22 protein-coding genes are annotated in these 23,538 nt (G+C 52.5%); 12 read left to right on the top strand and 10 right to left on the bottom strand.

The genetic code is table 11. The features are described 5' to 3' along the window. Nucleotides 1-29: 29 nt before the first annotated feature. The 9 genes from murC to mutT all read left to right on the top strand — a co-directional run bounded on the left by murC (nucleotide 30) and on the right by mutT (nucleotide 10,872). Nucleotides 30-1,505, top strand: a complete 1,476-nt coding sequence (gene murC, locus HV314_RS20875) for a UDP-N-acetylmuramate--L-alanine ligase (protein WP_046275372.1) — start codon at nucleotides 30-32, stop codon at nucleotides 1,503-1,505. Continuing rightward, on the top strand, nucleotides 1,498-2,418 hold the full coding sequence (locus HV314_RS20870) for a D-alanine--D-alanine ligase (protein WP_016151699.1): 921 nt from the start codon (nucleotides 1,498-1,500) through the stop codon (nucleotides 2,416-2,418). Before murC ends, HV314_RS20870 begins: the two co-directional genes overlap by 8 nt. A 1-nt stretch (nucleotide 2,419) precedes the next feature. After that, on the top strand, nucleotides 2,420-3,253 hold the full coding sequence (gene ftsQ / locus HV314_RS20865) for a cell division protein FtsQ (RefSeq protein WP_181546605.1): 834 nt from the start codon (nucleotides 2,420-2,422) through the stop codon (nucleotides 3,251-3,253). Continuing rightward, nucleotides 3,250-4,512 (top strand): cell division protein FtsA, encoded by a 1,263-nt coding sequence (ftsA, locus tag HV314_RS20860; protein WP_003018755.1) that lies wholly within the window; start codon nucleotides 3,250-3,252, stop codon nucleotides 4,510-4,512. Before ftsQ ends, ftsA begins: the two co-directional genes overlap by 4 nt. Nucleotides 4,513-4,698: 186 nt before the next feature. Further along, entirely contained in the window at nucleotides 4,699-5,850 is a 1,152-nt protein-coding gene (gene ftsZ, locus HV314_RS20855) for a cell division protein FtsZ (protein WP_003018753.1), read from the top strand. Nucleotides 5,851-5,950: 100 nt separating this feature from the next. Continuing rightward, nucleotides 5,951-6,868, top strand: a complete 918-nt coding sequence (lpxC, locus tag HV314_RS20850; RefSeq protein WP_006686706.1) for a UDP-3-O-acyl-N-acetylglucosamine deacetylase — start codon at nucleotides 5,951-5,953, stop codon at nucleotides 6,866-6,868. A gap of 285 nt (nucleotides 6,869-7,153) precedes the next feature. Continuing rightward, on the top strand, nucleotides 7,154-7,660 hold the full coding sequence (gene secM / locus HV314_RS20845) for a secA translation cis-regulator SecM (RefSeq protein ID WP_029139762.1): 507 nt from the start codon (nucleotides 7,154-7,156) through the stop codon (nucleotides 7,658-7,660). Nucleotides 7,661-7,720: 60 nt separating this feature from the next. Further along, entirely contained in the window at nucleotides 7,721-10,426 is a 2,706-nt protein-coding gene (gene secA, locus HV314_RS20840; RefSeq protein WP_016151702.1) for a preprotein translocase subunit SecA, read from the top strand. A 56-nt stretch (nucleotides 10,427-10,482) separates the two neighbouring features. Beyond that, on the top strand, nucleotides 10,483-10,872 hold the full coding sequence (mutT, locus tag HV314_RS20835; RefSeq protein ID WP_181546603.1) for an 8-oxo-dGTP diphosphatase MutT: 390 nt from the start codon (nucleotides 10,483-10,485) through the stop codon (nucleotides 10,870-10,872). Between the two features lie 87 nt (nucleotides 10,873-10,959). Here the strand turns inward: mutT and yacG are convergent, their stop codons facing one another. From yacG to coaE, 3 genes are read right to left on the bottom strand one after another with little or no spacing between them, the layout of a single operon-like run. After that, complete coding sequence (gene yacG, locus HV314_RS20830; RefSeq protein WP_049269180.1) at nucleotides 10,960-11,154, bottom strand: DNA gyrase inhibitor YacG; 195 nt, start codon at nucleotides 11,152-11,154, stop codon at nucleotides 10,960-10,962. A 9-nt stretch (nucleotides 11,155-11,163) separates the two neighbouring features. Then, nucleotides 11,164-11,907: a cell division protein ZapD gene (zapD, locus tag HV314_RS20825; protein ID WP_016151705.1), complete on the bottom strand. Its 744-nt coding sequence runs from the start codon at nucleotides 11,905-11,907 to the stop codon at nucleotides 11,164-11,166. Beyond that, a complete protein-coding gene (gene coaE / locus HV314_RS20820; protein ID WP_046275369.1) occupies nucleotides 11,907-12,527 on the bottom strand; it encodes a dephospho-CoA kinase in 621 nt (206 codons plus the stop codon). Before coaE ends, zapD begins: the two co-directional genes overlap by 1 nt. 225 nt (nucleotides 12,528-12,752) lie before the next feature. Here coaE and HV314_RS20815 point away from each other — a divergent pair, with 225 nt between their 5' ends. Further along, a complete protein-coding gene (locus HV314_RS20815; RefSeq protein ID WP_003829510.1) occupies nucleotides 12,753-13,796 on the top strand; it encodes a GMP reductase in 1,044 nt (347 codons plus the stop codon). Nucleotides 13,797-13,851: 55 nt separating this feature from the next. On the opposite strand, the gene hofC is transcribed toward HV314_RS20815, so the two are convergent. From hofC to nadC, 4 genes are all read right to left on the bottom strand, one after another. After that, nucleotides 13,852-15,054 (bottom strand): protein transport protein HofC, encoded by a 1,203-nt coding sequence (gene hofC, locus HV314_RS20810; RefSeq protein WP_181546601.1) that lies wholly within the window; start codon nucleotides 15,052-15,054, stop codon nucleotides 13,852-13,854. Further along, complete coding sequence (gene gspE / locus HV314_RS20805; protein ID WP_053388889.1) at nucleotides 15,044-16,429, bottom strand: type II secretion system protein GspE; 1,386 nt, start codon at nucleotides 16,427-16,429, stop codon at nucleotides 15,044-15,046. Before gspE ends, hofC begins: the two co-directional genes overlap by 11 nt. Before the next feature lie 9 nt (nucleotides 16,430-16,438). Continuing rightward, nucleotides 16,439-16,876 (bottom strand): prepilin peptidase-dependent pilin, encoded by a 438-nt coding sequence (ppdD, locus tag HV314_RS20800; RefSeq protein ID WP_181546599.1) that lies wholly within the window; start codon nucleotides 16,874-16,876, stop codon nucleotides 16,439-16,441. Between the two features lie 243 nt (nucleotides 16,877-17,119). Next, the gene (gene nadC / locus HV314_RS20795; protein WP_181546597.1) at nucleotides 17,120-18,013 is read right to left on the bottom strand and encodes a carboxylating nicotinate-nucleotide diphosphorylase; all 894 of its coding nucleotides are present in this window, start codon (nucleotides 18,011-18,013) and stop codon (nucleotides 17,120-17,122) included. Between the two features lie 87 nt (nucleotides 18,014-18,100). On the opposite strand from nadC, the gene ampD reads away from it, so the two are divergent. Further along, a complete protein-coding gene (gene ampD / locus HV314_RS20790) occupies nucleotides 18,101-18,664 on the top strand; it encodes a 1,6-anhydro-N-acetylmuramyl-L-alanine amidase AmpD (protein WP_181546595.1) in 564 nt (187 codons plus the stop codon). Next, nucleotides 18,661-19,515, top strand: a complete 855-nt coding sequence (ampE, locus tag HV314_RS20785) for a beta-lactamase regulator AmpE (RefSeq protein WP_016155697.1) — start codon at nucleotides 18,661-18,663, stop codon at nucleotides 19,513-19,515. The genes ampD and ampE overlap by 4 nt, the downstream gene beginning before the upstream one ends. Nucleotides 19,516-19,599: 84 nt before the next feature. Here the strand turns inward: ampE and HV314_RS20780 are convergent, their stop codons facing one another. The 3 genes from HV314_RS20780 to aroP all read right to left on the bottom strand — a co-directional run bounded on the left by HV314_RS20780 (nucleotide 19,600) and on the right by aroP (nucleotide 23,487). Then, nucleotides 19,600-20,550, bottom strand: coding sequence for a glycoside hydrolase family 43 protein (locus HV314_RS20780; protein WP_137367165.1), 951 nt, complete (start codon nucleotides 20,548-20,550; stop codon nucleotides 19,600-19,602). Then, the gene (locus HV314_RS20775; protein WP_016151715.1) at nucleotides 20,550-21,956 is read right to left on the bottom strand and encodes a glycoside-pentoside-hexuronide (GPH):cation symporter; all 1,407 of its coding nucleotides are present in this window, start codon (nucleotides 21,954-21,956) and stop codon (nucleotides 20,550-20,552) included. Before HV314_RS20775 ends, HV314_RS20780 begins: the two co-directional genes overlap by 1 nt. Nucleotides 21,957-22,113: 157 nt before the next feature. Beyond that, on the bottom strand, nucleotides 22,114-23,487 hold the full coding sequence (aroP, locus tag HV314_RS20770; protein WP_087121850.1) for an aromatic amino acid transporter AroP: 1,374 nt from the start codon (nucleotides 23,485-23,487) through the stop codon (nucleotides 22,114-22,116). Nucleotides 23,488-23,538 lie beyond the last annotated feature (51 nt).

The following is a 23,538-nucleotide window of genomic DNA, read 5'->3' as shown; positions in this document are numbered from 1 at the left end:
GCATGAACTAAGAAGTTAATGGCTAAAGAATGAATACACAACAACTGGCAAAACTGCGTTCCATCGTGCCCGAAATGCGTCGCGTTCGGCACATTCACTTTGTCGGCATCGGTGGTGCTGGTATGGGCGGTATTGCCGAAGTTTTGGCCAATGAAGGTTATCAGATCAGCGGTTCTGACTTAGCGCCGAATCCTGTGACGCAGCAGTTGACGAATCTGGGTGCCACGATTTTCTTCAACCATCGCCCGGAAAACGTGCGCGATGCGAGCGTGGTGGTGGTATCCAGCGCTATTTCTGCGGATAACCCGGAAATTGTTGCAGCGCATGAAGCACGTATTCCGGTGATTCGTCGTGCTGAAATGCTGGCGGAGTTAATGCGTTTTCGTCACGGTATTGCTATTGCCGGGACGCACGGTAAAACCACGACTACGGCAATGGTCTCCAGCATCTACGCGGAAGCGGGTCTGGATCCCACTTTTGTCAACGGCGGTCTGGTGAAGGCCGCAGGCGTGCATGCGCGCCTGGGTCATAGCCGTTATTTGATTGCCGAAGCAGACGAGAGCGACGCGTCGTTCCTGCATTTGCAGCCAATGGTGGCGATTGTCACCAATATCGAAGCCGATCATATGGATACCTACCATGGCGACTTCGAAAATTTAAAGCAGACGTTTATTAATTTCCTGCATAACTTGCCGTTTTATGGTCGTGCGGTGATGTGCGTTGACGATCCGGTTATCCGCGAACTGTTACCGCGAGTTGGCCGTCAAACCACAACCTATGGTTTCAGTGATGATGCCGATGTGCGCGTTGAAGATTACCAGCAGATTGGTCCACAAGGACACTTCACGCTGGTGCGTCAGGGGATAGCCGATTTACGTGTTACGTTAAACGCGCCGGGTCGTCACAATGCACTGAACGCGGCGGCGGCAGTGGCGGTCGCGACGGAAGAAGGTATTGAAGACGACGCTATTCTGCGCGCGCTGGAAAGTTTCCAGGGTACCGGACGTCGTTTTGACTTCCTCGGCGAATTCCCGCTTGAGCCGGTGAACGGTAAAGCCGGGACCGCGATGCTGGTTGATGATTATGGCCACCACCCAACGGAAGTGGACGCTACGATTAAAGCCGCGCGCGCGGGTTGGCCGGACAAAAACCTGGTGATGCTGTTCCAGCCGCACCGGTTTACGCGTACTCGCGATCTGTACGACGACTTTGCCAACGTGCTGACCCAGGTCGATGCGCTGTTGATGCTGGATGTGTATGCCGCGGGCGAAGCCGCGATTCCGGGGGCCGACAGCCGCTCGTTGTGCCGTACGATTCGTGGCCGCGGTAAGATCGATCCGATTCTGGTATCCGATCCGGCCCAGGTGGCAGAAATGCTGGCACCCGTATTAACCGGCAACGATCTGATTTTGGTGCAGGGCGCTGGAAATATCGGCAAAATCGCGCGTTCCTTAGCTGAAATCAAACTGAAGCCGCAAAACCCGGAGGAAGAACAACATGGCTGATAAAATCGCGGTCCTGTTAGGGGGAACCTCCGCTGAACGTGAAGTATCGCTGAATTCAGGCGCGGCCGTATTGGCAGGGTTACGCGAAGGTGGTGTAGATGCCCATCCGGTTGACCCTAAAGAGGTCGATGTCACTCTTTTGAAATCTATGGGGTTTCAGAAGGTGTTTATTGCGCTGCATGGTCGTGGCGGTGAAGATGGCACATTGCAGGGCATGCTGGAGCTGATTGGCCTGCCGTATACCGGCAGCGGCGTCATGGCTTCCGCGATTTCCATGGACAAACTGCGCAGCAAGCTGCTGTGGCAGGGCGCAGGTTTACCCGTCGCCCCATGGGTTGCGCTGACCCGCGCTGAGTTCGAAAAAGGTCTTAGCGATGAAGCAGTTACAAAAATTTCTGCGTTAGGCTTGCCGCTGATTGTAAAGCCAAGCCGTGAAGGTTCCAGCGTAGGGATGTCAAAAGTTGAAGAAGAAAATGCTTTGCAGGGTGCATTAGCATTGGCTTTTCAGCATGATGAAGAAGTACTGATTGAAAAATGGCTCAGTGGCCCGGAATTTACAGTTGCGATACTTGGCGAAGAAATTTTACCGTCAATACGTATCCAACCCGCGGGAACCTTCTATGATTATGAGGCGAAGTATCTCTCTGATGAGACACAATATTTCTGCCCTGCTGGTCTGGAAGTCGAACAAGAAGCCTTTTTACAGGAATTAGTCCTGAAAGCGTGGACTGCATTGGGCTGTAAAGGTTGGGGTCGCATTGACGTCATGCTGGACAGCGATGGCCAGTTTTATCTGCTGGAAGCGAATACCTCTCCGGGTATGACCAGTCACAGTCTGGTGCCGATGGCGGCGCGTCAGGCGGGCCTGAGCTTCTCGCAGTTGGTGGTAAGAATTCTGGAGTTGGCGGACTGATATGTCGCAGGCTGCGCTGAACACGCGAAACGGTGATGAAGACGAAGTAAACTCCTCACGCCGCAATAATGGAACGCGTCTTGCAGGAATACTGTTCCTGCTGACAGTGCTGTGCACCGTGTTTGTCAGCGGCTGGGTAGTGTTGGGATGGATGGAAGATGCGCAGCGCCTGCCATTGTCAAAACTGGTGTTAACCGGTGAACGGCATTACACACGCAATGATGATATCCGTCAGTCCATCCTGGCGCTGGGCGCTCCGGGAACATTTATGACTCAGGATGTGAACATCATCCAGAGCCAGATTGAACGCCTCCCCTGGATCAAACAGGCGAGCGTTAGAAAGCAATGGCCTGATGAATTGAAGATTCATCTGGTTGAATATGTGCCAATAGCGCGTTGGAATGACCAACATATGGTGGATGCCGAAGGAAATACCTTCAGTGTCCCAACCGGTCGGGCCAATAAGCAGGTATTACCTATGTTGTACGGACCGGAAGGCAGCGCAAGTGAAGTGCTGCAAGGGTTCCGCGATATGGGGCAGGTGCTGGCTAAGGACAGATTCACCCTGAAGGAAGCGGCAATGACCGCTCGTCGTTCCTGGCAGTTGACGCTGAATAACGATATTAAGCTGAATCTGGGCAGGGGCGATACGATAAAACGTTTGGCTCGCTTTGTGGAACTCTACCCGGTTTTACAGCAGCAGGCGCAAACCGATGGCAAACGGATTAGCTACGTTGATTTGCGTTATGACTCAGGGGCGGCAGTAGGCTGGGTTCCCTTGCCTACTGAGGAATCTAATCAGCAACAGAATCAGGCACAGGCAGAACAACAATGATCAAGGCGACGGACAGAAAACTGGTAGTTGGACTGGAGATTGGCACCGCGAAGGTAGCCGCTTTAGTAGGGGAAGTTCTGCCCGACGGTATGGTCAATATCATTGGCGTGGGCAGTTGCCCATCGCGAGGTATGGATAAAGGCGGGGTGAATGACCTTGAGTCAGTGGTGAAGTGCGTACAGCGCGCCATTGACCAGGCTGAACTGATGGCAGATTGCCAGATCTCTTCAGTGTATCTGGCGCTTTCCGGTAAACATATTAGCTGTCAGAATGAAATTGGTATGGTGCCCATTTCCGAAGAGGAAGTGACGCAGGAAGATGTGGAAAACGTGGTACATACGGCAAAATCCGTACGCGTTCGCGATGAACATCGTGTTCTGCACGTCATCCCGCAGGAATACGCCATCGACTACCAGGAAGGTATCAAAAATCCGGTCGGTCTTTCCGGTGTGCGTATGCAGGCAAAAGTCCATCTTATTACCTGCCACAACGACATGGCGAAGAATATTGTCAAAGCCGTTGAACGTTGTGGTCTGAAAGTTGACCAACTGATTTTTGCCGGGTTGGCAGCCAGTTATTCCGTATTGACGGAAGATGAACGTGAACTGGGTGTCTGCGTGGTGGATATTGGTGGTGGTACAATGGACATCGCCGTTTATACTGGCGGGGCGTTGCGCCACACTAAAGTTATCCCTTATGCAGGGAATGTCGTGACCAGCGATATCGCGTATGCCTTTGGTACGCCGCCGAGCGATGCTGAAGCCATCAAAGTGCGTCATGGCTGCGCACTGGGTTCCATCGTGGGTAAAGACGAGAGCGTTGAAGTGCCAAGCGTTGGTGGTCGTCCGCCGCGTAGCCTGCAACGTCAGACTCTGGCAGAGGTCATTGAGCCGCGTTATACCGAGCTGCTCAACCTGGTCAACGAAGAAATTTTGCAATTACAAGAACAGCTTCGTCAGCAGGGTGTGAAACATCATCTGGCGGCGGGGATTGTGTTAACCGGCGGTGCTGCGCAAATTGAAGGTCTTGCGGCCTGCGCACAGCGCGTGTTCCATACACAAGTACGTATTGGCGCACCGCTGAATATTACCGGTCTGACGGATTATGCCCAGGAGCCGTATTATTCAACGGCGGTAGGGCTGCTGCACTACGGGAAAGAATCCCATTTAAGTGGTGAGGCTGAAGTGGAAAAGCGCGTAACTGCCTCGGTCGGATCGTGGATCAAGCGACTGAATAGCTGGTTACGTAAAGAGTTTTAATTTTTAAAGAGACCGACGCAAATTAACGGTCTCAGGCGACAGGCACTACACAAAGTCATTCAAGTTGCATCGCGGCGGCAACTGAGCGAATCTCCTGGAGCATAGTTTACTATGTCACGGGAGTGAGTGAAGGCAGCCAACAAAGAGGCGGCTTGAAGGATGAAGTGTAAAACGGAGAGAGAAACTATGTTTGAACCTATGGAACTAACCAACGACGCGGTGATTAAAGTCATCGGCGTCGGTGGCGGCGGCGGTAATGCCGTTGAACACATGGTGCGTGAGCGCATCGAAGGTGTTGAATTCTTCGCGGTGAATACCGACGCTCAGGCGTTGCGTAAAACGGCGGTTGGACAGACCATTCAGATTGGTAGCGGCATCACCAAAGGTCTGGGCGCGGGTGCAAACCCGGAAGTCGGTCGTAATGCGGCAGACGAAGATCGCGAAGCTCTGCGCGCAGCGCTTGACGGCGCAGACATGGTGTTTATCGCAGCTGGCATGGGCGGCGGTACCGGTACCGGTGCAGCGCCAGTGGTAGCTGAAGTCGCAAAAGATTTAGGTATCCTGACCGTTGCTGTCGTGACTAAGCCTTTCAACTTTGAAGGCAAGAAGCGTATGGCATTCGCGGAGCAGGGTATCACCGAGCTGTCCAAACACGTGGACTCTCTGATCACTATCCCGAACGACAAGCTGCTGAAAGTACTGGGCCGTGGTATCTCCCTGCTGGATGCATTTGGCGCAGCGAACGACGTGCTGAAAGGCGCAGTCCAGGGTATCGCTGAACTGATTACTCGTCCGGGCCTGATGAACGTCGACTTTGCAGACGTACGCACCGTGATGTCCGAAATGGGCTACGCGATGATGGGTTCTGGCGTGGCGAGTGGTGAAGACCGTGCAGAAGAAGCGGCTGAAATGGCTATCTCTTCTCCGCTGCTGGAAGATATCGATCTGTCCGGCGCACGCGGCGTGCTGGTTAACATTACTGCGGGCTTCGACCTGCGTCTGGATGAGTTCGAAACCGTGGGTAACACGATTCGTGCCTTTGCATCGGATAACGCAACTGTGGTTATCGGTACCTCTCTGGACCCGGATATGAACGACGAATTGCGCGTGACCGTTGTTGCGACTGGAATTGGTATGGACAAGCGTCCTGAAATCACTCTGGTGACCAACAAACAGGTACAGCAGCCGGTAATGGATCGTTACCAGCAGCACGGTATGGCGCCGTTGACGCAAGAGCAGAAACCGGTAGCGAAAGTGGTTAACGACAATACGCCGCAAACCACGAAAGAGCCGGATTATTTGGATATCCCTGCATTCCTGCGTAAGCAAGCTGATTAAGAATTAGCTGGAATTTGGGAATTGTGGCTCTTTGTGCTAAACTGGCCCACCGAATGTATAGTACACTTCGGTTGGATAGGTAATTTGGCGAGATTATACGATGATCAAACAAAGGACTCTTAAACGTATCGTTCAGGCGACTGGCGTCGGTTTGCATACCGGCAAAAAAGTCACCCTGACATTACGCCCTGCGCCGGCCAACACCGGGGTCATCTATCGTCGCACCGACTTGAATCCTCCGGTAGATTTCCCGGCCGATGCCAAATCTGTGCGTGATACCATGCTCTGTACGTGTCTGGTCAATGAGCATGATGTGCGGATTTCAACCGTAGAGCACCTTAATGCTGCTCTGGCGGGCTTAGGTATCGATAACATCGTTATTGAAGTTAACGCCCCGGAAATCCCGATTATGGATGGCAGTGCCGCTCCGTTCGTTTACTTGCTGCTTGATGCAGGTATTGAAGAACTGAGCAGCGCCAAAAAATTTGTTCGCATCAAAGAGACCGTTCGTGTCGAAGATGGCGATAAGTGGGCTGAGTTTAAGCCGTATAATGGTTTTACGTTGGATTTCACCATCGACTTTAACCATCCGGCGATCGACTCCAGCACGCAGCGCTACGCGATGAACTTCTCTGCGGATGCGTTCATGCGCCAGATCAGCCGCGCGCGTACTTTCGGCTTCATGCGTGATATCGAATATCTGCAGTCCCGCGGCCTGTGCCTGGGCGGCAGCTTCGATTGTGCCATCGTTGTTGACGATTATCGCGTATTGAACGAAGACGGCCTGCGTTTTGAAGACGAATTCGTTCGTCACAAAATGCTCGACGCGATTGGTGACTTGTTCATGTGTGGTCACAATATTATTGGTGCATTCACCGCGTATAAATCCGGTCATGCACTGAATAACAAACTATTGCAGGCAGTCCTGGCAAAACAGGAAGCCTGGGAATATGTGACCTTCCAGGACGATGCAGAACTGCCGTTGGCGTTCAAAGCACCTTCGACTGTACTGGCATAACGACATACGCTGTCGCATAAATTCGACTGGTAAATCTGGCACTCTCTCCGGCCAGGTGAGCCAGTCGTTTTTTTATCTTTCGATTGCAAAACCACCTTATCTGAAGCGACTTTTTTCCCACCGACAGATTAAAACACCGTTCGATCGCTGCTTTCTTAAGCATATTTACCCGCGACTTGCTGTCATTACTGCTGTGGAGCGTACGCTTTAATGGTAATATTTATGCGCAAAAAAATGGTTTTGCATTTGTAACCCCAAACGCAGGGTATATCAGGTGGCAATAACGTGAGTGGAATACTGACGCGTTGGCGACAGTTAGGCAGACGGTACTTCTGGCCGCATCTCCTGTTGGGGATGGTCGCGGCTAGTTTTGGCCTGCCTGCGCTCGGTAATGCTGCTGAACCTAATACTCCCGCGAAGGCGACCGCCAGCAATCACGATCAATCTGCCAAAGTTAACTTTAGCCAGCTTGCTTTGCTGGAGGCGACCAATCGCCGCCCGAATTTTACCGTTGACTACTGGCATCAGCATGCCATTCGTACAGTCATTCGCCATCTTTCTTTTGCCATGGCTCCTCAGGCGCTGCCTGTTGCCGAAGAGCCGTTGCCAATCCAGGCGCACCATCTTGCGTTACTGAATACGCTCAGCGCGATGCTGACGCAAGAAGGCAGACCGCCCGCGACCGTGAGTCGCGTGACATATGCTCATTTTACCTCTCAGGCCGCATTTAGCGTTCCGGTCTGGATCAGCCAGCTGCAGGGTATCCGTGCTGGCCCTCAACGCCTCAGCTAAAAAAGAACCTTCCAACTTATAATTTTTGACTCCGCACCGCGGGGCGTTTGAGATTTTATTATGCTAATCAAATTATTAACAAAAGTATTCGGTAGCCGTAACGAGCGTACGCTGCGTCGTATGCGTAAAGTGGTCAATGTCATCAATGCAATGGAACCGGAGATGGAAAAACTCTCCGATGATGAACTGAAAGCGAAGACCGCTGAATTCCGCGCCCGTCTGGAAAAAGGCGCCAGCGTTGAAAGCCTGATCCCGGAAGCGTTCGCGGTGGTCCGCGAAGCGAGTAAGCGTGTGTTCGGCATGCGTCATTTCGACGTACAGCTGCTGGGTGGTATGGTGCTTAACGATCGCTGCATCGCGGAAATGCGTACCGGTGAAGGTAAAACCCTTACCGCAACGCTGCCAGCCTACCTCAACGCCTTAAGCGGGAAAGGTGTACACGTGGTTACCGTGAACGACTACCTGGCTCAGCGTGACGCCGAAAATAACCGCCCGCTGTTTGAATTCCTCGGCATGACCGTGGGTATCAACATGTCTGGCCTGCCTGCGCCAGCCAAGCGTGAAGCCTACAATGCCGATATTACTTACGGTACCAACAACGAATACGGCTTTGACTACCTGCGCGACAACATGGCGTTTAGCCCGGAAGAGCGCGTTCAGCGTAAACTGCACTATGCGCTGGTCGATGAAGTCGACTCCATCCTGATCGATGAAGCGCGTACGCCGCTGATCATTTCCGGTCCGGCTGAAGACAGCTCGGAAATGTATAAAAAAGTGAATAAAATCATCCCGCACCTGATTCGTCAGGAGAAGGACGATTCCGACACGTTCCAGGGGGAAGGCCACTTCTCTGTTGATGAGAAAGCGCGCCAGGTCAACCTGACCGAACGTGGTCTGGTACTGATTGAAGAGCTGTTGGTTAACGAAGGCATTATGGATGAGGGCGAGTCGCTGTACTCTCCGGGCAACATTATGCTGATGCACCACGTGACTGCTGCACTGCGCGCGCACGTGTTGTTTACCCGCGACGTTGACTATATCGTGAAAGACGGCGAAGTTATCATCGTTGACGAACACACCGGTCGTACTATGCAGGGCCGCCGCTGGTCCGATGGTCTGCACCAGGCTGTTGAAGCCAAAGAAGGCGTAGATATCCAAAACGAGAACCAGACGCTGGCATCTATTACCTTCCAGAACTACTTCCGTTTGTACGAAAAACTGGCCGGTATGACCGGTACAGCAGACACTGAAGCCTTTGAATTCAGCTCCATCTACAAACTGGATACCGTGGTTGTGCCGACCAACCGCCCGATGATCCGTAAGGATTTACCGGATCTGGTGTACATGACTGAAGCGGAAAAAATTCAGGCGATCATTGAAGATATTAAAGAGCGTACCGCAAATGGCCAGCCGGTGCTGGTTGGTACTATCTCTATTGAAAAATCGGAAGTGGTTTCTAATGAGCTGAACAAGGCGGGTATCAAACACAACGTTCTGAACGCCAAGTTCCACGCCAACGAAGCCGCAATCGTCGCCCAGGCGGGTTATCCGTCCGCCGTGACTATCGCGACAAACATGGCGGGTCGTGGTACCGATATCGTGCTGGGTGGTAGCTGGCAGGCGGAAATTGCCGAGCTGGAGGACCCGACTCCAGAACAAATCGCGCAGATCAAAGCCGAGTGGCAGGTTCGCCATGATGCGGTGTTAGCTGCAGGCGGTTTACATATTATCGGTACCGAGCGTCACGAATCTCGTCGTATAGATAACCAGCTGCGTGGTCGTTCTGGTCGTCAGGGGGATGCGGGGTCTTCTCGTTTCTATCTGTCGATGGAAGATGCGCTGATGCGTATTTTTGCTTCTGACCGCGTGTCCGGCATGATGCGTAAACTGGGCATGAAGCCTGGTGAAGCGATTGAACACCCGTGGGTGACTAAAGCGATTGCAAACGCGCAGCGTAAAGTAGAAAGCCGCAACTTCGATATTCGTAAGCAACTGCTGGAATATGATGACGTTGCCAATGACCAGCGTCGCGCAATCTACACCCAGCGTAACGAACTGCTGGACGTAACTGACGTTAGCGAAACCATTAATAGCATCCGTGAGGATGTCTTCAAAGCGACAATTGATGCCTATATTCCGCCGCAGTCTCTGGAAGAAATGTGGGATATCCCGGGTCTGCAGGAACGTCTGAAAAACGACTTCGATCTGGAAATGCCTATTTCAGAGTGGCTGGATAAAGAGCCTGAGCTGCATGAGGAAACGCTGCGCGAACGTATTCTGGCAAACGCCATCGAAGTTTATCAGCGTAAAGAAGAAGTTGTGGGCGCGGAGATGATGCGTCACTTCGAAAAAGGCGTGATGCTGCAAACTCTCGATTCTCTGTGGAAAGAGCACCTTGCGGCGATGGACTACCTGCGTCAGGGTATCCACCTGCGTGGTTATGCGCAAAAAGATCCGAAGCAGGAATACAAGCGTGAATCCTTCTCTATGTTTGCATCAATGCTGGAATCACTGAAGTACGAAGTGATCAGCACCCTGAGCAAAGTTCAGGTACGTATGCCTGAAGAAGTAGAAGCGATGGAGCAGCAACGTCGTGAAGACGCTGAACGTTTAGCGCAGATGCAGCAGTTGAGCCATAAAGGTGACGATTCTGCCGCGGCAGAAGAGCTGGCAGCACAAACTGGCGATCGTAAAGTGGGTCGTAACGATCCGTGTCCTTGCGGTTCCGGCAAAAAGTACAAACAGTGCCATGGCCGCCTGAGTTAAGAAAATAACTTACTGAAAAGGCGCAGAATTCTGCGCCTTTTTTATGGACGATAAAGATGAAAATACTGCAGATCGCCGTCGGGATTATTCGCAACCAGCACCATGAAATTTTTATTACCCAGCGTGCGGCTGATGCCCACATGGCAAATAAGCTGGAGTTCCCCGGCGGGAAAATTGAAGCGGGCGAAATGCCGGAGCAGGCGCTGATTCGCGAGTTACAGGAAGAAGTAGGCATTACGCCGACTCAAAGCTCACTGTTCGAAAAGCTGGAGTACCAGTTTCCGGACCGGCATATCACTCTGTGGTTCTGGCTGGTTGAAAGCTGGGAAGGCGAACCGTGGGGGAAAGAGGGGCAACCGGCGCAGTGGATTGCGCAAGATGCTCTGAATACAGAAGATTTTCCGCCTGCGAATGCGCCGGTAATTGAAAAGCTGATTGCTGGATAAAGGTGTTCGTAGGCCGGATTAGGCAACCCACCATCCGGCAAATTAGGGCGGGGTCGCTACGCTTGCCCGCCCTACGTTTTAGCTGAATTACTTCTGCTCTTCACTCCAGTCGTCGTTTTCCGACAGATCACCAGAGCTTGGGATACGTTTCTCTTCTGCGGCCCACTCACCCAGATCGATTAACTGGCAGCGCTTGCTGCAGAATGGGCGAAACGGGCTGATTTCACCCCACACTACGGGTTTGCCGCAGGTTGGGCAGTTGACGATGGTTTGTTCAGACATGTTGACTCCTTAACAGCACGCCAGATCAAAATCGAGACGCTCAGGCACCTGGCCATTCTCGCTATCCAGCGGCATAAAGCGAATAGCAAAGCGGCTCTTATGACCAGAAATTTGCGGATAAAGCTGCGAATCAAGCGGCAGCTGCAAGCGAAGCAGATCGGCATCTTCGCCGTTGTCCTGATAAAAACCATTCAAGCTGGTTTGCTTACGGAATGGCGCAGAGTTGCGAATTAAATCCAGCACCAGCGACAGTGCCTGATTGAGCGGATTCAGACTTGCAAGCCATGTTTCAACCTGCGCGTCGCGATGCGACTGCGGTAGATGTAACCAAATATGCAGGGTCGGCAGATCGAAGCTGCAGCATCCGCCAGGAATGCTTAAACGCTGACGTACAAGGCCAATCAGACGATCTTCGCGCAGCGTCTGTCCAATACGCGGAGCCGAAATCAGAATGCTGCCCGCGCTTTTTAACTGCTGGCGCAATGCGTCGATCCTGTTTTGATCGACGCCGGGAACTTCAACCCAGGCCTGGAGTTTACGCTGTTGTCTTTCCAGCTCTTTGAGGAGTTCGGTACGGACTTCGCCGCGTTCAAATACATCCAGTAAGTCCCCGATGTTGCGGAAAAAATGCAGTGCGCCTGCATGGTCCGCTATGGGTACATTAACGGAGAGCTGTTGGATTAAAAACTCTATGCGCAGCCATGTACGCATCTTCTCATTGAGAGGGTGTTCAAAAAGGACCTGGGTGTGCATTACGGTTTTTCCTGTGAGACAAACTGCAACGCGCATTGCAGATAGAGCGCGTGCAGGCGGGCGACATCCGAGGCGATGGCCTCCGGTGCGCCATTATTATCAATAACATCGTCTGCCACGGCCAGACGCGCTTCGCGCGTTGCCTGGGCAGCAAGAATTTGTTCAACATGCTCACGCGTGACGTCATCGCGCTGCATAGTGCGTCTGAGCTGTGTCTCGGGAGTAACATCCACCACGAGTACGCGGTTGGCTTTTTTATACAGCGAATTTTCCACCAGCAAAGGTACAACCCACAACAGATAAGGGGAGGTTGCTTGCTGAAACTGGCGCTGCGTTTCCTGCTGAATAAGCGGATGGAGCAGGGCATTCAGCCAGCTTTTCTCCTCAGGACTGGAAAAAATGCGTTCGCGTAAAATGCGTCGCTGCAACGATCCGTCGGTAGCTATAACTTCGGTACCAAAATGTTCTTCGATCGCCTTAAGGGCTGGGGTACCGGGTTCAACCACCTGGCGCGCAATAATATCTGCATCAATGACGTTTATTCCGAGGTCTGCGAACGCATTTGCAACGGTACTTTTACCACTGCCAATGCCACCGGTTAAGGCTACCGTATACCTCATAGATGCAGATCCTGGAGTTTAAGTTTGATTATCAAACAGTTAAAAGTTAAGCGTGCGACGGCGAGGTTGCTGCAGGATTAACCTACTATTCGCCAGGTAAATTTATGGGATTGTAGCGTAAAAAAAGAGAATTTCGCAGTCTTGCGCGGCATTGATTAGTGCGTATGATAGCGTCACTGGAGTTGTGAGTTTCGATTTTTCGCCATTAACCCCAGGAATCCGCACATGCGTATCGAAGAAGATCTGAAGTTAGGTTTCAAAGACGTTCTTATCCGCCCTAAGCGTTCTACTCTCAAAAGCCGTTCCGATGTTGAGCTGGAACGTCAATTTACCTTTAAGCACTCAGGTCAGACCTGGTCCGGCGTACCCATTATTGCCGCGAACATGGACACTGTCGGGACGTTTGCCATGGCAACGGCGCTGGCATCCTTCGACATCCTGACTGCGGTACACAAACACTATTCTGTTGAAGACTGGGCTGCTTTCATCGCAGAGAGCTCTGCTGATGTGCTCAAACACGTAATGGTTTCAACCGGCACCTCTGACGCAGATTTCGAAAAAACCAAACAGATTCTGGCGCTCAACCCGGCGCTGAACTTTATCTGCATTGATGTGGCAAATGGCTACTCAGAGCATTTTGTTCAGTTTGTGTCGAAAGCGCGTGAAGCATGGCCGACAAAAACAATTTGTGCGGGCAATGTGGTTACTGGAGAAATGTGTGAAGAGCTGGTACTTTCCGGCGCGGACATTGTTAAAGTCGGCATTGGCCCGGGTTCTGTATGTACCACACGTGTAAAAACCGGCGTTGGCTACCCACAGCTTTCTGCGGTTATTGAATGTGCCGATGCAGCTCACGGTCTGGGCGGCATGATTGTCAGTGACGGCGGCTGCACAATGCCGGGTGACGTGGCAAAAGCGTTCGGCGGTGGCGCGGACTTCGTTATGCTCGGCGGTATGTTGGCCGGTCATGAAGAAAGCGGCGGCAAAATTGTTGAAGAAAACGGTGAGAAATTCATGCTGTTCTACGGCATGAGCTCTGAATCAGCCATGACGCGTCACGTCGGTGGTGTTGCACAATACCGCGCTGCGGAAGGTAAAACAGTTAAGTTGCCTCTGCGTGGCCCGGTTGATAATACTGCACGCGATATCCTTGGCGGCCTGCGTTCTGCCTGTACCTATGTCGGTGCATCTCGCCTGAAAGAACTGACCAAACGTACAACGTTTATTCGTGTACAGGAACAAGAAAACCGCGTTTTCAATAGCCTGTAAGAACAGGTAGTACTATGACATGCCGGATAAGCTGTGCGCCATCCGGCATTTGAATTTATCCCACCCCGCTCATCGCATCTCCTAAATGAAAAATCGGCAAATACATCGCAACGACCAGCGTACCGATTATCAGCCCCGTAATGACCAGTAACGCAGGCTCGAGTAGCGCAGCCAGATTCTCTGCCTGAGACAATGTTTTCTCGCCGTGGTGATGGGCGAGATTACGCAGCATTGTATCCAGCGAGCCGGAAGCCTCACCTGTTCTGACCAACTGTATGCACAATGGGCTGAATTCACCGCAATTTTTTAGCGCTAACCAGACCGGTTTTCCGGCGCTGATATCTTGATGTACCTGCGCTAAGCGTTGTGACCAGAAAGGGTTGGCCAGCGTTTCAGTGACGCTCTCAAGACCTTGCAGAAAAGGAATACCTGCATTTTGCGTTAACGCCAGAACAGTGAAGATCTGCGTGAGTTTTTGCCCTCTCACCATCGGCCCTATGACCGGGAAGCCGAGCAGCAATTTCTGGCGCAGAGTGAGCCAGTATGGCTGCTGCTTCATCAGGTGATATGCTGCAACCGCTATCAGGCTGAATGCTCCCGCCAGCCATCCCCATTGGCTGCTAAAATGCGCGATGGCAATAATCCACTGAGTGAGTACTGGTAGCGGGGTGTTAAACGTCTGGTAAATGGCGGCAAACTCAGGGAGTACAAACTGCAGCATCGCGAATACCACCATCACTGCCATCGTGATGATGAATATCGGATAGCGTAGGGATTTTTTAACTTTATCCGCCAGTTGCTGTTGATTCTTCTGCTGGCGAGCGAGTTCAAAGCAGCAGTCGTCCAGCTTACCCGTAAGCTCTCCGGTACGGATCATTGCCTGATAAAGAGGCGGAAAAACGTGTTGCCACTGAGATAGCGAGGTGGAGAGAGAAATACCCTGTTCCATATCGTGAGCCAGCGTGCGCAGTAGCGCTTGCCATTGGCTGCTGGGATGCTGTTCAGCCAGCAAAGCTAAACTTGCCGAGAGTGTTAGCCCTGCTTTCAGCAACGTCGCCAGTTGATGTATGGTTTCAGCGCTTTTTTCACGGCTCCAGTGTGAGGCTTTGACACGCATACGATTAATGCGCAGCGGCGTGATATGCCGTTGCTCGAGAGCAAGCATCAATGAGGGGCGGGTATCGGCCCAAAGTACGCCTTCCAGTGGATTACCTTCGTTGCTAATACCTTGCCAGCGCCAAAGCAGTTTAGCTGACATGGGGTATGCCCAGTACGCGTACCAACTCTTCAAATGTTGTTAACCCTTGTTCGACGGCCTTGCAACCATTTTCGAAAAGCGTGCTCATCCCCAGTTGCTGAGCATTCGATTCCACTCCGTCTACGGACGTACCGTTGGCGATGCTCTGGCGCAATGCAGGTGTAACGGGGAGAACTTCAAACAATGCCGTACGGCCATAAAATCCGTGATAGCAATGTTGGCAGCCCGGAGCCTGCCAACGAGGCAGTGGCGTAGGCCAGATCGCTTCCGGGAGCATGATCGGCGTTTCCAGACGTTGTCGGCAATGGGGACACAATTTTCTCACCAACCGCTGCGCAATGACGAGCGTCAGCGCGGAGGCGATCATCCAGCGTGCAACCCCCATTTGCTGCAAGCGTATTAGTGTTTCTGTGGTGGAATTGGTATGTAGTGTTGATAGAACCAGATGACCGGTTTGTGCGGCTTTAAGGGCTATTTCAGCCGTTTCGCCATCACGGATTTCACCCACCATGATAATGTCGGGATCCTGACGCAGCAGCGCGCGCAATACTCCCTGAAAAGTGAGACCGGCACGTGGATGAATTTGTGTCTGGTTAAGACCTGCGATCGGGATCTCGACTGGATCTTCCACGCTACAGAGGTTAACGTCCGGGGTGTTTCGGGTCTGCAGCGCACTGTACAGCGTGACCGTTTTACCGCTTCCGGTCGGTCCGGTGACCAGAATCAGCCCCTGAGGCTGCTGCAACGCTTGTGAAAATGCTGCCAGCTGCGCGTCCTGCATTCCCAGCGCGGTGATTTCCAGCGCTTGATCGACCTGATGCAGTAGCCGTAGCACCACTTTTTCGCCAAAGCGACAGGGCAAGGTGGCGATGCGAAACGAGACCGGCTCTCCTGAAATATCAACGGTAAATTGGCCGTCTTGCGCAAGTCGGTGCTCGGCAATATCCAGACTGCCTAAAACTTTTAGTCTGGCAGTGATGGCGATACCCATCTCGGTCGTGACGTCCGGTAAAGCATGCAGTACGCCATCCACACGTAATCTGATTCGATAGTGATTTTCCGCTGGCTCAAAATGAATATCAGAAGCCCGTTGCACCAGAGCGGATTGAAACGTCTGATTCAGCAAATCTGCTGCGCTGGCGCTGCTTTTCGTGACCACTGCCGGGAGCATTTTCTGTGGCGTATGCGTGTGGCCTTCCATTTGTTGACGCGTCCAGCAGACGATGTCGATACGTCGGGTGGTGGCAAAATGCAGTGCGTCCAGCAATTCGTGGGACGGAGCGTCCACGACGGCGATGTGCACCACTTCATTGTCTGCATCCAGTAATATTCCCTGATGACGTTGGCACAGCGCCGTAAGTTGGGTGGTATTCATCTCTTTTCCTTAATTGATATCGAAACGGAAAACGTCTTCACAGGCATGTTGCAATGCGCTGTCATTCTGGATAACGCAGTTACGACTCCAGCCGGTAATACCGTTGGCATTGTCCCAACCCGGCGTCATGGTGATGCTTAACCCGTTCAGGCTTTCTTGTCCGCTGAGGCTGACCACTCCTTTTTCAACGCTCATGGCGGAGACATAACGGGTGGTGGCTGGAGAAGGGATGCCATTCGTTCCGGCATCACAGGTTGTTGTTCCGCCATGCTCCAGCGCACAGAGCTCAACCGCCGTGCGATAGGGAACAAAGGTTTGCAGCATGTCTGTTAACGCGGCTTTGCGTAGATAGTTTTGATAAGCCGGAATACCGATGGCGCTAAGGATGGCAATAATGCCAATGACCACCATGAGTTCGATAAGTGTGAAGCCTCGTTGCTTGTCCATCGTTCGCTCCTTGAGTTAGCTGGCGCTACTTTGGCAAACGCTCAGGGTCACGGCGAGAGGCAAAAAACAGAACGGGAAGGCAGGTTCCGAGGATTTTTATGAAATTACAGAGTCAGACACCGTATTTGCGAAGAGGCTCCAAGAAACAGCCGTATGGCGGCGGAAACGCTTTATCCGGCCGATAGAAAAACCGACGTGATGGGCCCGATAAGTGAAAGTACTATCGGGCTACACCATCAGTAATTAGCGAAAACGCATAGAGAGATCGAGCGCGCGAACATGCTTGGTCAGCGCGCCAACAGAGATGAAATCCACGCCGGTTTCGGCAAATTCGCGCAGAGTTTCATGAGTGACGTTACCCGACACTTCCAGACGCGCCTGGCCGTTGGTGCGTTTTACCGCTTCCCGCATTTGGTCAGTTTCGAAGTTATCGAGCATGATGATGTCGGCCCCTGCTTTCAGCGCGTCGTCCAGTTCATCCAGGCTTTCTACTTCGACTTCAACCGGCACATCCGGGTGCAGCCAGAAGGCTTTTTCAACGGCCTGACGTACCGAACCTGAAGCAATAATGTGGTTTTCTTTAATCAGGAAAGCGTCAGAAAGGCCCAGACGATGATTCGCGCCGCCGCCGCATAATACGGCGTATTTCAGCGCGGTACGCAGCCCCGGCAGAGTTTTACGTGTATCCAGCAGTTGGGTTTTTGTTCCCGCCAGCAGGTCGACATATTTACGCACCTCGCTCGCCACACCCGAAAGCGTCTGTACAAAATTAAGCGCGGTACGTTCGCCGGTTAGCAGCACGCGGGAAGGGCCGTCCAGTTCAAATAGCGGCTGATTGGCCTTAATGCTGTCGCCATCTTCGACATGCCAGGTGATGTTGACATCATCGCCAGCCAGTTGAATAAAGACCTCTTCCACCCAACGTTTTCCACAAAAAATGCCATCTTCGCGGGTGATCACGGTGGCGTGGGAGCGCATCTCCGCGGGTAAAAGTTGTGCGGTGATATCGTTATTGGCATCAACTTCTCCGCCTAAATCTTCACGCAGCGCCTGAGCTACAGCGGCAGGGATATCCAGATTTATGCGTTCCAACAGCGCGTCACGTCGGTAGTCAGGGTTATAGCGGCGAGGCGGCATGATAAAACTCCAAATTGCTAACGAATCATAAGGTGGAAACATGCTACCCTGAACCTGATATGAGCACCACCAATAAGGAGATTCTGCATGTTGTTAGACGAGGGCTGGCTGGCAGAGGCGCGACGCGTTCCCTCTCCTCATTACGATTGCCGCCCGGATGACGAAAACCCTTCTCTGCTGGTGGTGCATAATATCAGCCTGCCGCCTGGCGAGTTTGGCGGCCCGTGGGTCGATGCGCTGTTTACGGGCACGATTGATCCCAATGCCCATCCTTATTTTGCCGGGATCGCCCATTTGCGCGTTTCGGCACATTGTTTAATTCGCCGTGACGGTGAAATCGTGCAGTATGTCCCCTTTGATAAACGCGCCTGGCATGCTGGCGTGTCGAACTATCAAGGCCGCGAACGCTGTAATGATTTCTCAATTGGTATTGAGCTGGAAGGGACGGATACGCTGGCTTATACCGATGCGCAGTATCAGCAACTGGCAGCCGTGACGAATGCCCTGATTACGCGTTATCCGGCCATTGCCAACAACATGACAGGACATTGCAATATTGCGCCCGAGCGTAAGACCGATCCCGGGCCCTCTTTTGACTGGGCAAGGTTTCGCGCCCTGGTCACCCCCTCGTCGCACAAGGAGATGACATGACGCTGTTTACAACATTACTGGTGTTGATTGTTGAACGCCTGTTTAAGCTGGGTGAGCACTGGCAGCTTGATCACCGGGTTGAAGCTTTTTTCCGCCGGGTGAAGCATTTTTCGATGATGCGTACGGTAGGCATGGCCCTTATTGCGATGGGGGTGACGTTCCTGCTGCTGCGCGCACTTCAAGGCCTGTTGTTTAACGTGCCTTTGCTGGTGGCGTGGATCTTAATTGGTTTGCTGTGCATCGGCGCTGGCAAGACGCGTCTTCATTATCATGCCTATCTGAACGCGGCTGCTCGCGATGACGCTCACGCCCGTGAAGCGATGGCCAGCGAGCTGACCCTGATTCATGGGATTCCGCCTGAGTGCGATGAGCGTGAGTTCTTGCGCGAACTGCAGAACGCGCTGTTATGGAACAACTTTCGCTTTTATCTTGCGCCGTTATTCTGGCTGATTGTCGGTGGCCCGTGGGGACCGGTGACGCTGGTGGGTTATGCCTTTCTACGTGCCTGGCAGTCCTGGCTGGCGCGCTATCAGACGCCACACCAGCGTTTGCAATCAGGTATCGATGCGATCCTGCATGTGCTGGATTGGATCCCGGTGCGCCTGGCGGGTGTCGTCTATGCGCTGCTGGGGCACGGCGAGAAGGCGTTGCCTGCCTGGTTTGCGTCGCTGGCGGATCTGCATACTTCGCAATATCAGGTGCTTACTCGCCTTGCGCAGTTTTCTTTAGCGCGTGAACCACATACCGATAAAGTCGCAACGCCAAAAGCCGCGGTTTCGATGGCGAAGAAGACCTCGTTTGTGGTGGTGGTGGTCATTGCCGTGTTGACCATTTATGGAACATTAATTTAAGCCATTATTATTGGTGGATGGCGCTGCGCTTATCCGTCGAGGAAAAAAATTGGCCCGGTCGCTTTGTGCTTGCGGGCCAATCTTTCAAAGCGTATCAGCAGGTGGGATGCCAAAATCTGGCATCCCGTTTTCGTTCCAGCGCACCAGCTTCAGACGAGTGTGGCGGTTTGGGTCGTACAGCGGATCGCCCTCGATTTCAGTGTAATTTCTCGCGTGGTACACCAGCACATCTTCACCTTCCGGCGTTTGCGTAAAGCTGTTGTGCCCCGGCCCGTATTGGCGGTTTTCGTAGCTGGTGGTAAAGACCGGGTGCGGCGATTTGTGCCAGTTCTGCGGGTTGAGCGGATCGGCATTGAGATCAATCCACAATAATCCCATACAGTAGTTCTCATCGGTGGCGCTGGCGGAATAGCTGATAAACAGCTTATCGCCGTGAACCATGACGGCCGGGCCTTCGTTGACCCAAAAACCCCGGCATTCCCAGTCATACTCTGGATGACTGAGCATTACCGGCTCGCCTTTAATCGTCCATGGATTTTCCAGTTCGGCGAGATAGATATTGGAGTTTCCGGCGATATCGGGGGATTTCTGCGCCCACAGATACCACTGTTTTCCCTGATGGTTAAAGGTGGTGGCATCGAGCGCGAAGGTATCAAACTGCGTTTTAATCTGCCCTTTCTCTGTCCATTGGCCGGTCAGCGGATCGGCGTCTGCACATTCGAGCGCAAACATACGGTGCTGGAACATCCCCAGCTTGTCGAGCGCCTGTGTGTGGGCGGCGGCAAAATAGATGTACCACTTGCCTGCCAGACGATGGATCTCAGGTGCCCAGATCAGCTGGCTCATGGGGCCGTTTTCTGGTTTGCGCCAGACGACAACCGGGACGGCGGTGCGTAACCCTTCCAGCGAGTCCGCCCGGCGGATCTCCAGACGATCGTATTCGGGCACTGAAGCAATGAAATAGTAGTGGCTACCGTCACGTAAAATAAACGGGTCGGCACGCTGTTCAATAAAGGGATTTGGCCACTGATTCATTAGGCTTTCCTTACGTTTTCAGTCGTTTTTATATCGTGGTACTCATTCAGTTCACGGTAGTTGGCGCGGCGCTTTTCTAAATCTGTCTGGATTTGTTGCATAAACTCGCGGTCAACTTTCAGCAGACGAACTACGCCTGCGGTAATCAGGTAGCCTACACCCGGTATGATGGTAAACAGCAGCATAATACCGTTAATGGCGGAGTCGCTTTGCGCTTTCGCCCCTGCGTCGTAGCCGTACCAGGAGAGCAGGAAACCAACCATCGCTCCGGCAATCGCCAGGCCCAGTTTCAGGAAGAACAGGTTGCCGGAGAAGCTGATTCCGGTGATACGTTTACCGGTTTTCCACTCGCCGTAGTCATCGACATCTGCCATCAGCGACCAGTGCAGTGGGGATGGGATCTGATGCAGAATGTTGAGCAGGAAGTAAAGCACCATAATCATCATGGTGGCTTTAGGATCGAAGAAGTAAAACGCGCCGGAGAAAATCGCCAGGATGATATTGGTCCAGAAGAAGACTTTCAGTTTGCACCAGCGATCGGTCAACACCTTCGCCAGCATGCTGCCGATCATCATGCCCACAACGCCAAGGCTGATAAACAACGTTGCGAACTGCGTGCTTTGCTGCATAACCCAGGTTACGTAGTACATGGTGGCAGCCATGCGAATAAAGCCCGGACAGACGTTGCACAGGGTTAACAGCAGGATTTTTACCCACTGATCGTTCTTCCATACGTCTTTCAGGTCGGCTTTTAAATCGTCGTTAGTCGGGACGGCAGGACGTACGCGCTCACGGACGGTTGCAAAGCAAAACAGGAACATACACATGCCGATGAAGGCCAGCACTGCCATCGCCATCTGATAGCCTTTAGCTTTATCTTCCCCGCCAAACCAGTCCGCCATTGGCAGCAAGGTGAGGGAGAGCAGCAGGGTTGCAATTCCTACCAACACAAAGCGATATGACTGGCAGGCGACACGTTCCTTTGGATCGTTAGTGATGACGCTGCCGAGCGAGCAGTAAGGGATGTTGATCGCCGTATAGGTGATAGAGAGCAGGAAGTAGGTGACGAACGCATAGATTACTTTGCTGTTATACGTCCACTCAGGGGTGGTAAACATGAGTACGCTAAATAATGCGTATGGGAAAGCCATCCACAAAAGCCATGGACGAAATCGACCATATTTGCTGCGGGTGCGGTCGGCCATCGCGCCCATAATAGGGTCGGTAACGGCATCTATAACGCGTACTGAGAGCAGTAACACGCCGACCAGGGCCGGTGCCAGACCAAAAATATCTGTGTAAAAATAGTTAACAAACAACATGATGGCGCCAAAGATGATGTTGCATCCGGCGTCGCCCATTCCATAGCCGATCTTTTCTTTCACCGTGAGCTTACTGGTTTCCATCAACTGCACTCCATTAATAAGATATGGAGATAATTATTGTCTGGCAGAGGTGTTTTTGCGTTGCAGGATAACGCCAGTGATATGGACGAAACAGTCGTGAGTGGGAAAGTGTGAGGCAGGTAACAACCCCCACCTGATGCAGGTGGGGGAGGGAGAATTAATGCGCTTTAGCTACTTTGGCGGTTTTCTGTTTGCACAAATAGCCGATGCCAAGAATGGCAATCCATACCGGGATTAAGTACACCGAAATCGCCATGCCCGGCGTCATCAGCATAATCACCAGCACTGCAGCCATGAAAATCAGACATACCCAGTTACCAAGCGGATAGAGCAGCGCCGGGAAACGGGTGGTAACGCCTTGCTGCTGTTTGGCTTTGCGGAACTTCATGTGCGCCAGGCTAATCATTGCCCAGTTGATCACCAGTGCGGAAACCACCAGCGCCATCAGCAGGCCAAAGGCGGATTCCGGTGCCAGATAGTTGATCAGTACACACAGAGCCGTAACCAGCGCGGAGACCAGAATGGTGTTCACCGGTACGCCGCGTTTGTCGACGTTCATTAGCGCTTTTGGCGCGTTACCCTGCTGTGCCAGACCGAACAGCATACGGCTGTTGCAGTATACGCAGCTGTTATAGACAGAAAGGGCAGCGGTCAGCACTACGATGTTCAGTGCATTGGCAACAAAGGTGTCGCCCAGCTCGTGGAAAATAAGGACAAACGGGCTGGTATCAGCCGTGACACGCGTCCACGGCATCAGGGAAAGCAGAACAGCCAGCGAACCTACATAGAAAATGAGGATACGGTAGATAACCTGGTTGGTTGCTTTGGGAATGCTTTGCTCCGGGTTATCGGCTTCTGCTGCGGTGATCCCGACCAGCTCCAGCCCACCGAAAGAGAACATAATAATAGCCATCATCATCACCAGACCGGTGAAGCCGTGCGGCAGGAAGCCACCCTGACTCCACAGGTTACTGACGCTGGCCTGCGGGCCGCCGTTGCCGCTAAACAGCAACCAGCCGCCGAACAGAATCATCGCAACCACGGCAATGACTTTGATAATGGCGAACCAGAACTCCATTTCCCCAAACACTTTCACGTTGGTCAGGTTGATGGCGTTGATCAGCACGAAGAAGGCTGCAGCAGAAACCCAGGTGGGGATCTCCGGATACCAGAACTGGATGTATTTACCTACGGCAGTCAGTTCAGCCATGGCAACCAGGACGTACAGTACCCAATAGTTCCAGCCAGAAGAGAAGCCCGCAAAACCGCCCCAGTATTTATAAGCAAAGTGGCTAAAGGAGCCTGCAACCGGCTCTTCAACCACCATTTCACCTAACTGACGCATAATCAAAAAGGCGATAAAGCCGGCAATTGCGTAACCCAGAATAATACCCGGTCCTGCAGACTGGATAACGGATGCGCTACCGAGGAATAACCCGGTACCAATCGCGCCACCCAGCGCGATTAGCTGTATATGGCGGTTCTTAAGACCGCGCTTGAGCTGATCGCCATGCTGTTGACTTTCCATCATTAAACCTCGTGTGTGGTTTTACTCTTCATATTTCGAGTACTTATTTTTTGA

The organism is Citrobacter sp. RHBSTW-00887, from assembly GCF_013728095.1.
GTDB lineage: Bacteria > Pseudomonadota > Gammaproteobacteria > Enterobacterales > Enterobacteriaceae > Citrobacter > Citrobacter braakii.
This window is presented reverse-complemented; position numbering and strand designations above follow the sequence as displayed.

Bases quoted from the DNA above. Each gene is read 5' to 3' on its own strand.
- HV314_RS20870 (WP_016151699.1), top strand. From the start codon at position 1,498: ATGGCTGATAAAATCGCGGTCCTGTTAGGGGGAACCTCCGCTGAACGT.
- hofC (WP_181546601.1), bottom strand. From the start codon at position 15,054: ATGTCAGCTAAACTGCTTTGGCGCTGGCAAGGTATTAGCAACGAAGGT.
- murC (WP_046275372.1), top strand. From the start codon at position 30: ATGAATACACAACAACTGGCAAAACTGCGTTCCATCGTGCCCGAAATG.
- zapD (WP_016151705.1), bottom strand. From the start codon at position 11,907: ATGCACACCCAGGTCCTTTTTGAACACCCTCTCAATGAGAAGATGCGT.
- ftsZ (WP_003018753.1), top strand. From the start codon at position 4,699: ATGTTTGAACCTATGGAACTAACCAACGACGCGGTGATTAAAGTCATC.
- ampD (WP_181546595.1), top strand. From the start codon at position 18,101: ATGTTGTTAGACGAGGGCTGGCTGGCAGAGGCGCGACGCGTTCCCTCT.
- ppdD (WP_181546599.1), bottom strand. From the start codon at position 16,876: ATGGACAAGCAACGAGGCTTCACACTTATCGAACTCATGGTGGTCATT.
- lpxC (WP_006686706.1), top strand. From the start codon at position 5,951: ATGATCAAACAAAGGACTCTTAAACGTATCGTTCAGGCGACTGGCGTC.
- nadC (WP_181546597.1), bottom strand. From the start codon at position 18,013: ATGCCGCCTCGCCGCTATAACCCTGACTACCGACGTGACGCGCTGTTG.
- HV314_RS20780 (WP_137367165.1), bottom strand. From the start codon at position 20,550: ATGAATCAGTGGCCAAATCCCTTTATTGAACAGCGTGCCGACCCGTTT.
- aroP (WP_087121850.1), bottom strand. From the start codon at position 23,487: ATGATGGAAAGTCAACAGCATGGCGATCAGCTCAAGCGCGGTCTTAAG.
- ampE (WP_016155697.1), top strand. From the start codon at position 18,661: ATGACGCTGTTTACAACATTACTGGTGTTGATTGTTGAACGCCTGTTT.
- yacG (WP_049269180.1), bottom strand. From the start codon at position 11,154: ATGTCTGAACAAACCATCGTCAACTGCCCAACCTGCGGCAAACCCGTA.
- HV314_RS20815 (WP_003829510.1), top strand. From the start codon at position 12,753: ATGCGTATCGAAGAAGATCTGAAGTTAGGTTTCAAAGACGTTCTTATC.
- coaE (WP_046275369.1), bottom strand. From the start codon at position 12,527: ATGAGGTATACGGTAGCCTTAACCGGTGGCATTGGCAGTGGTAAAAGT.
- mutT (WP_181546603.1), top strand. From the start codon at position 10,483: ATGAAAATACTGCAGATCGCCGTCGGGATTATTCGCAACCAGCACCAT.
- secA (WP_016151702.1), top strand. From the start codon at position 7,721: ATGCTAATCAAATTATTAACAAAAGTATTCGGTAGCCGTAACGAGCGT.
- HV314_RS20775 (WP_016151715.1), bottom strand. From the start codon at position 21,956: ATGGAAACCAGTAAGCTCACGGTGAAAGAAAAGATCGGCTATGGAATG.
- ftsQ (WP_181546605.1), top strand. From the start codon at position 2,420: ATGTCGCAGGCTGCGCTGAACACGCGAAACGGTGATGAAGACGAAGTA.
- gspE (WP_053388889.1), bottom strand. From the start codon at position 16,429: ATGAATACCACCCAACTTACGGCGCTGTGCCAACGTCATCAGGGAATA.
- ftsA (WP_003018755.1), top strand. From the start codon at position 3,250: ATGATCAAGGCGACGGACAGAAAACTGGTAGTTGGACTGGAGATTGGC.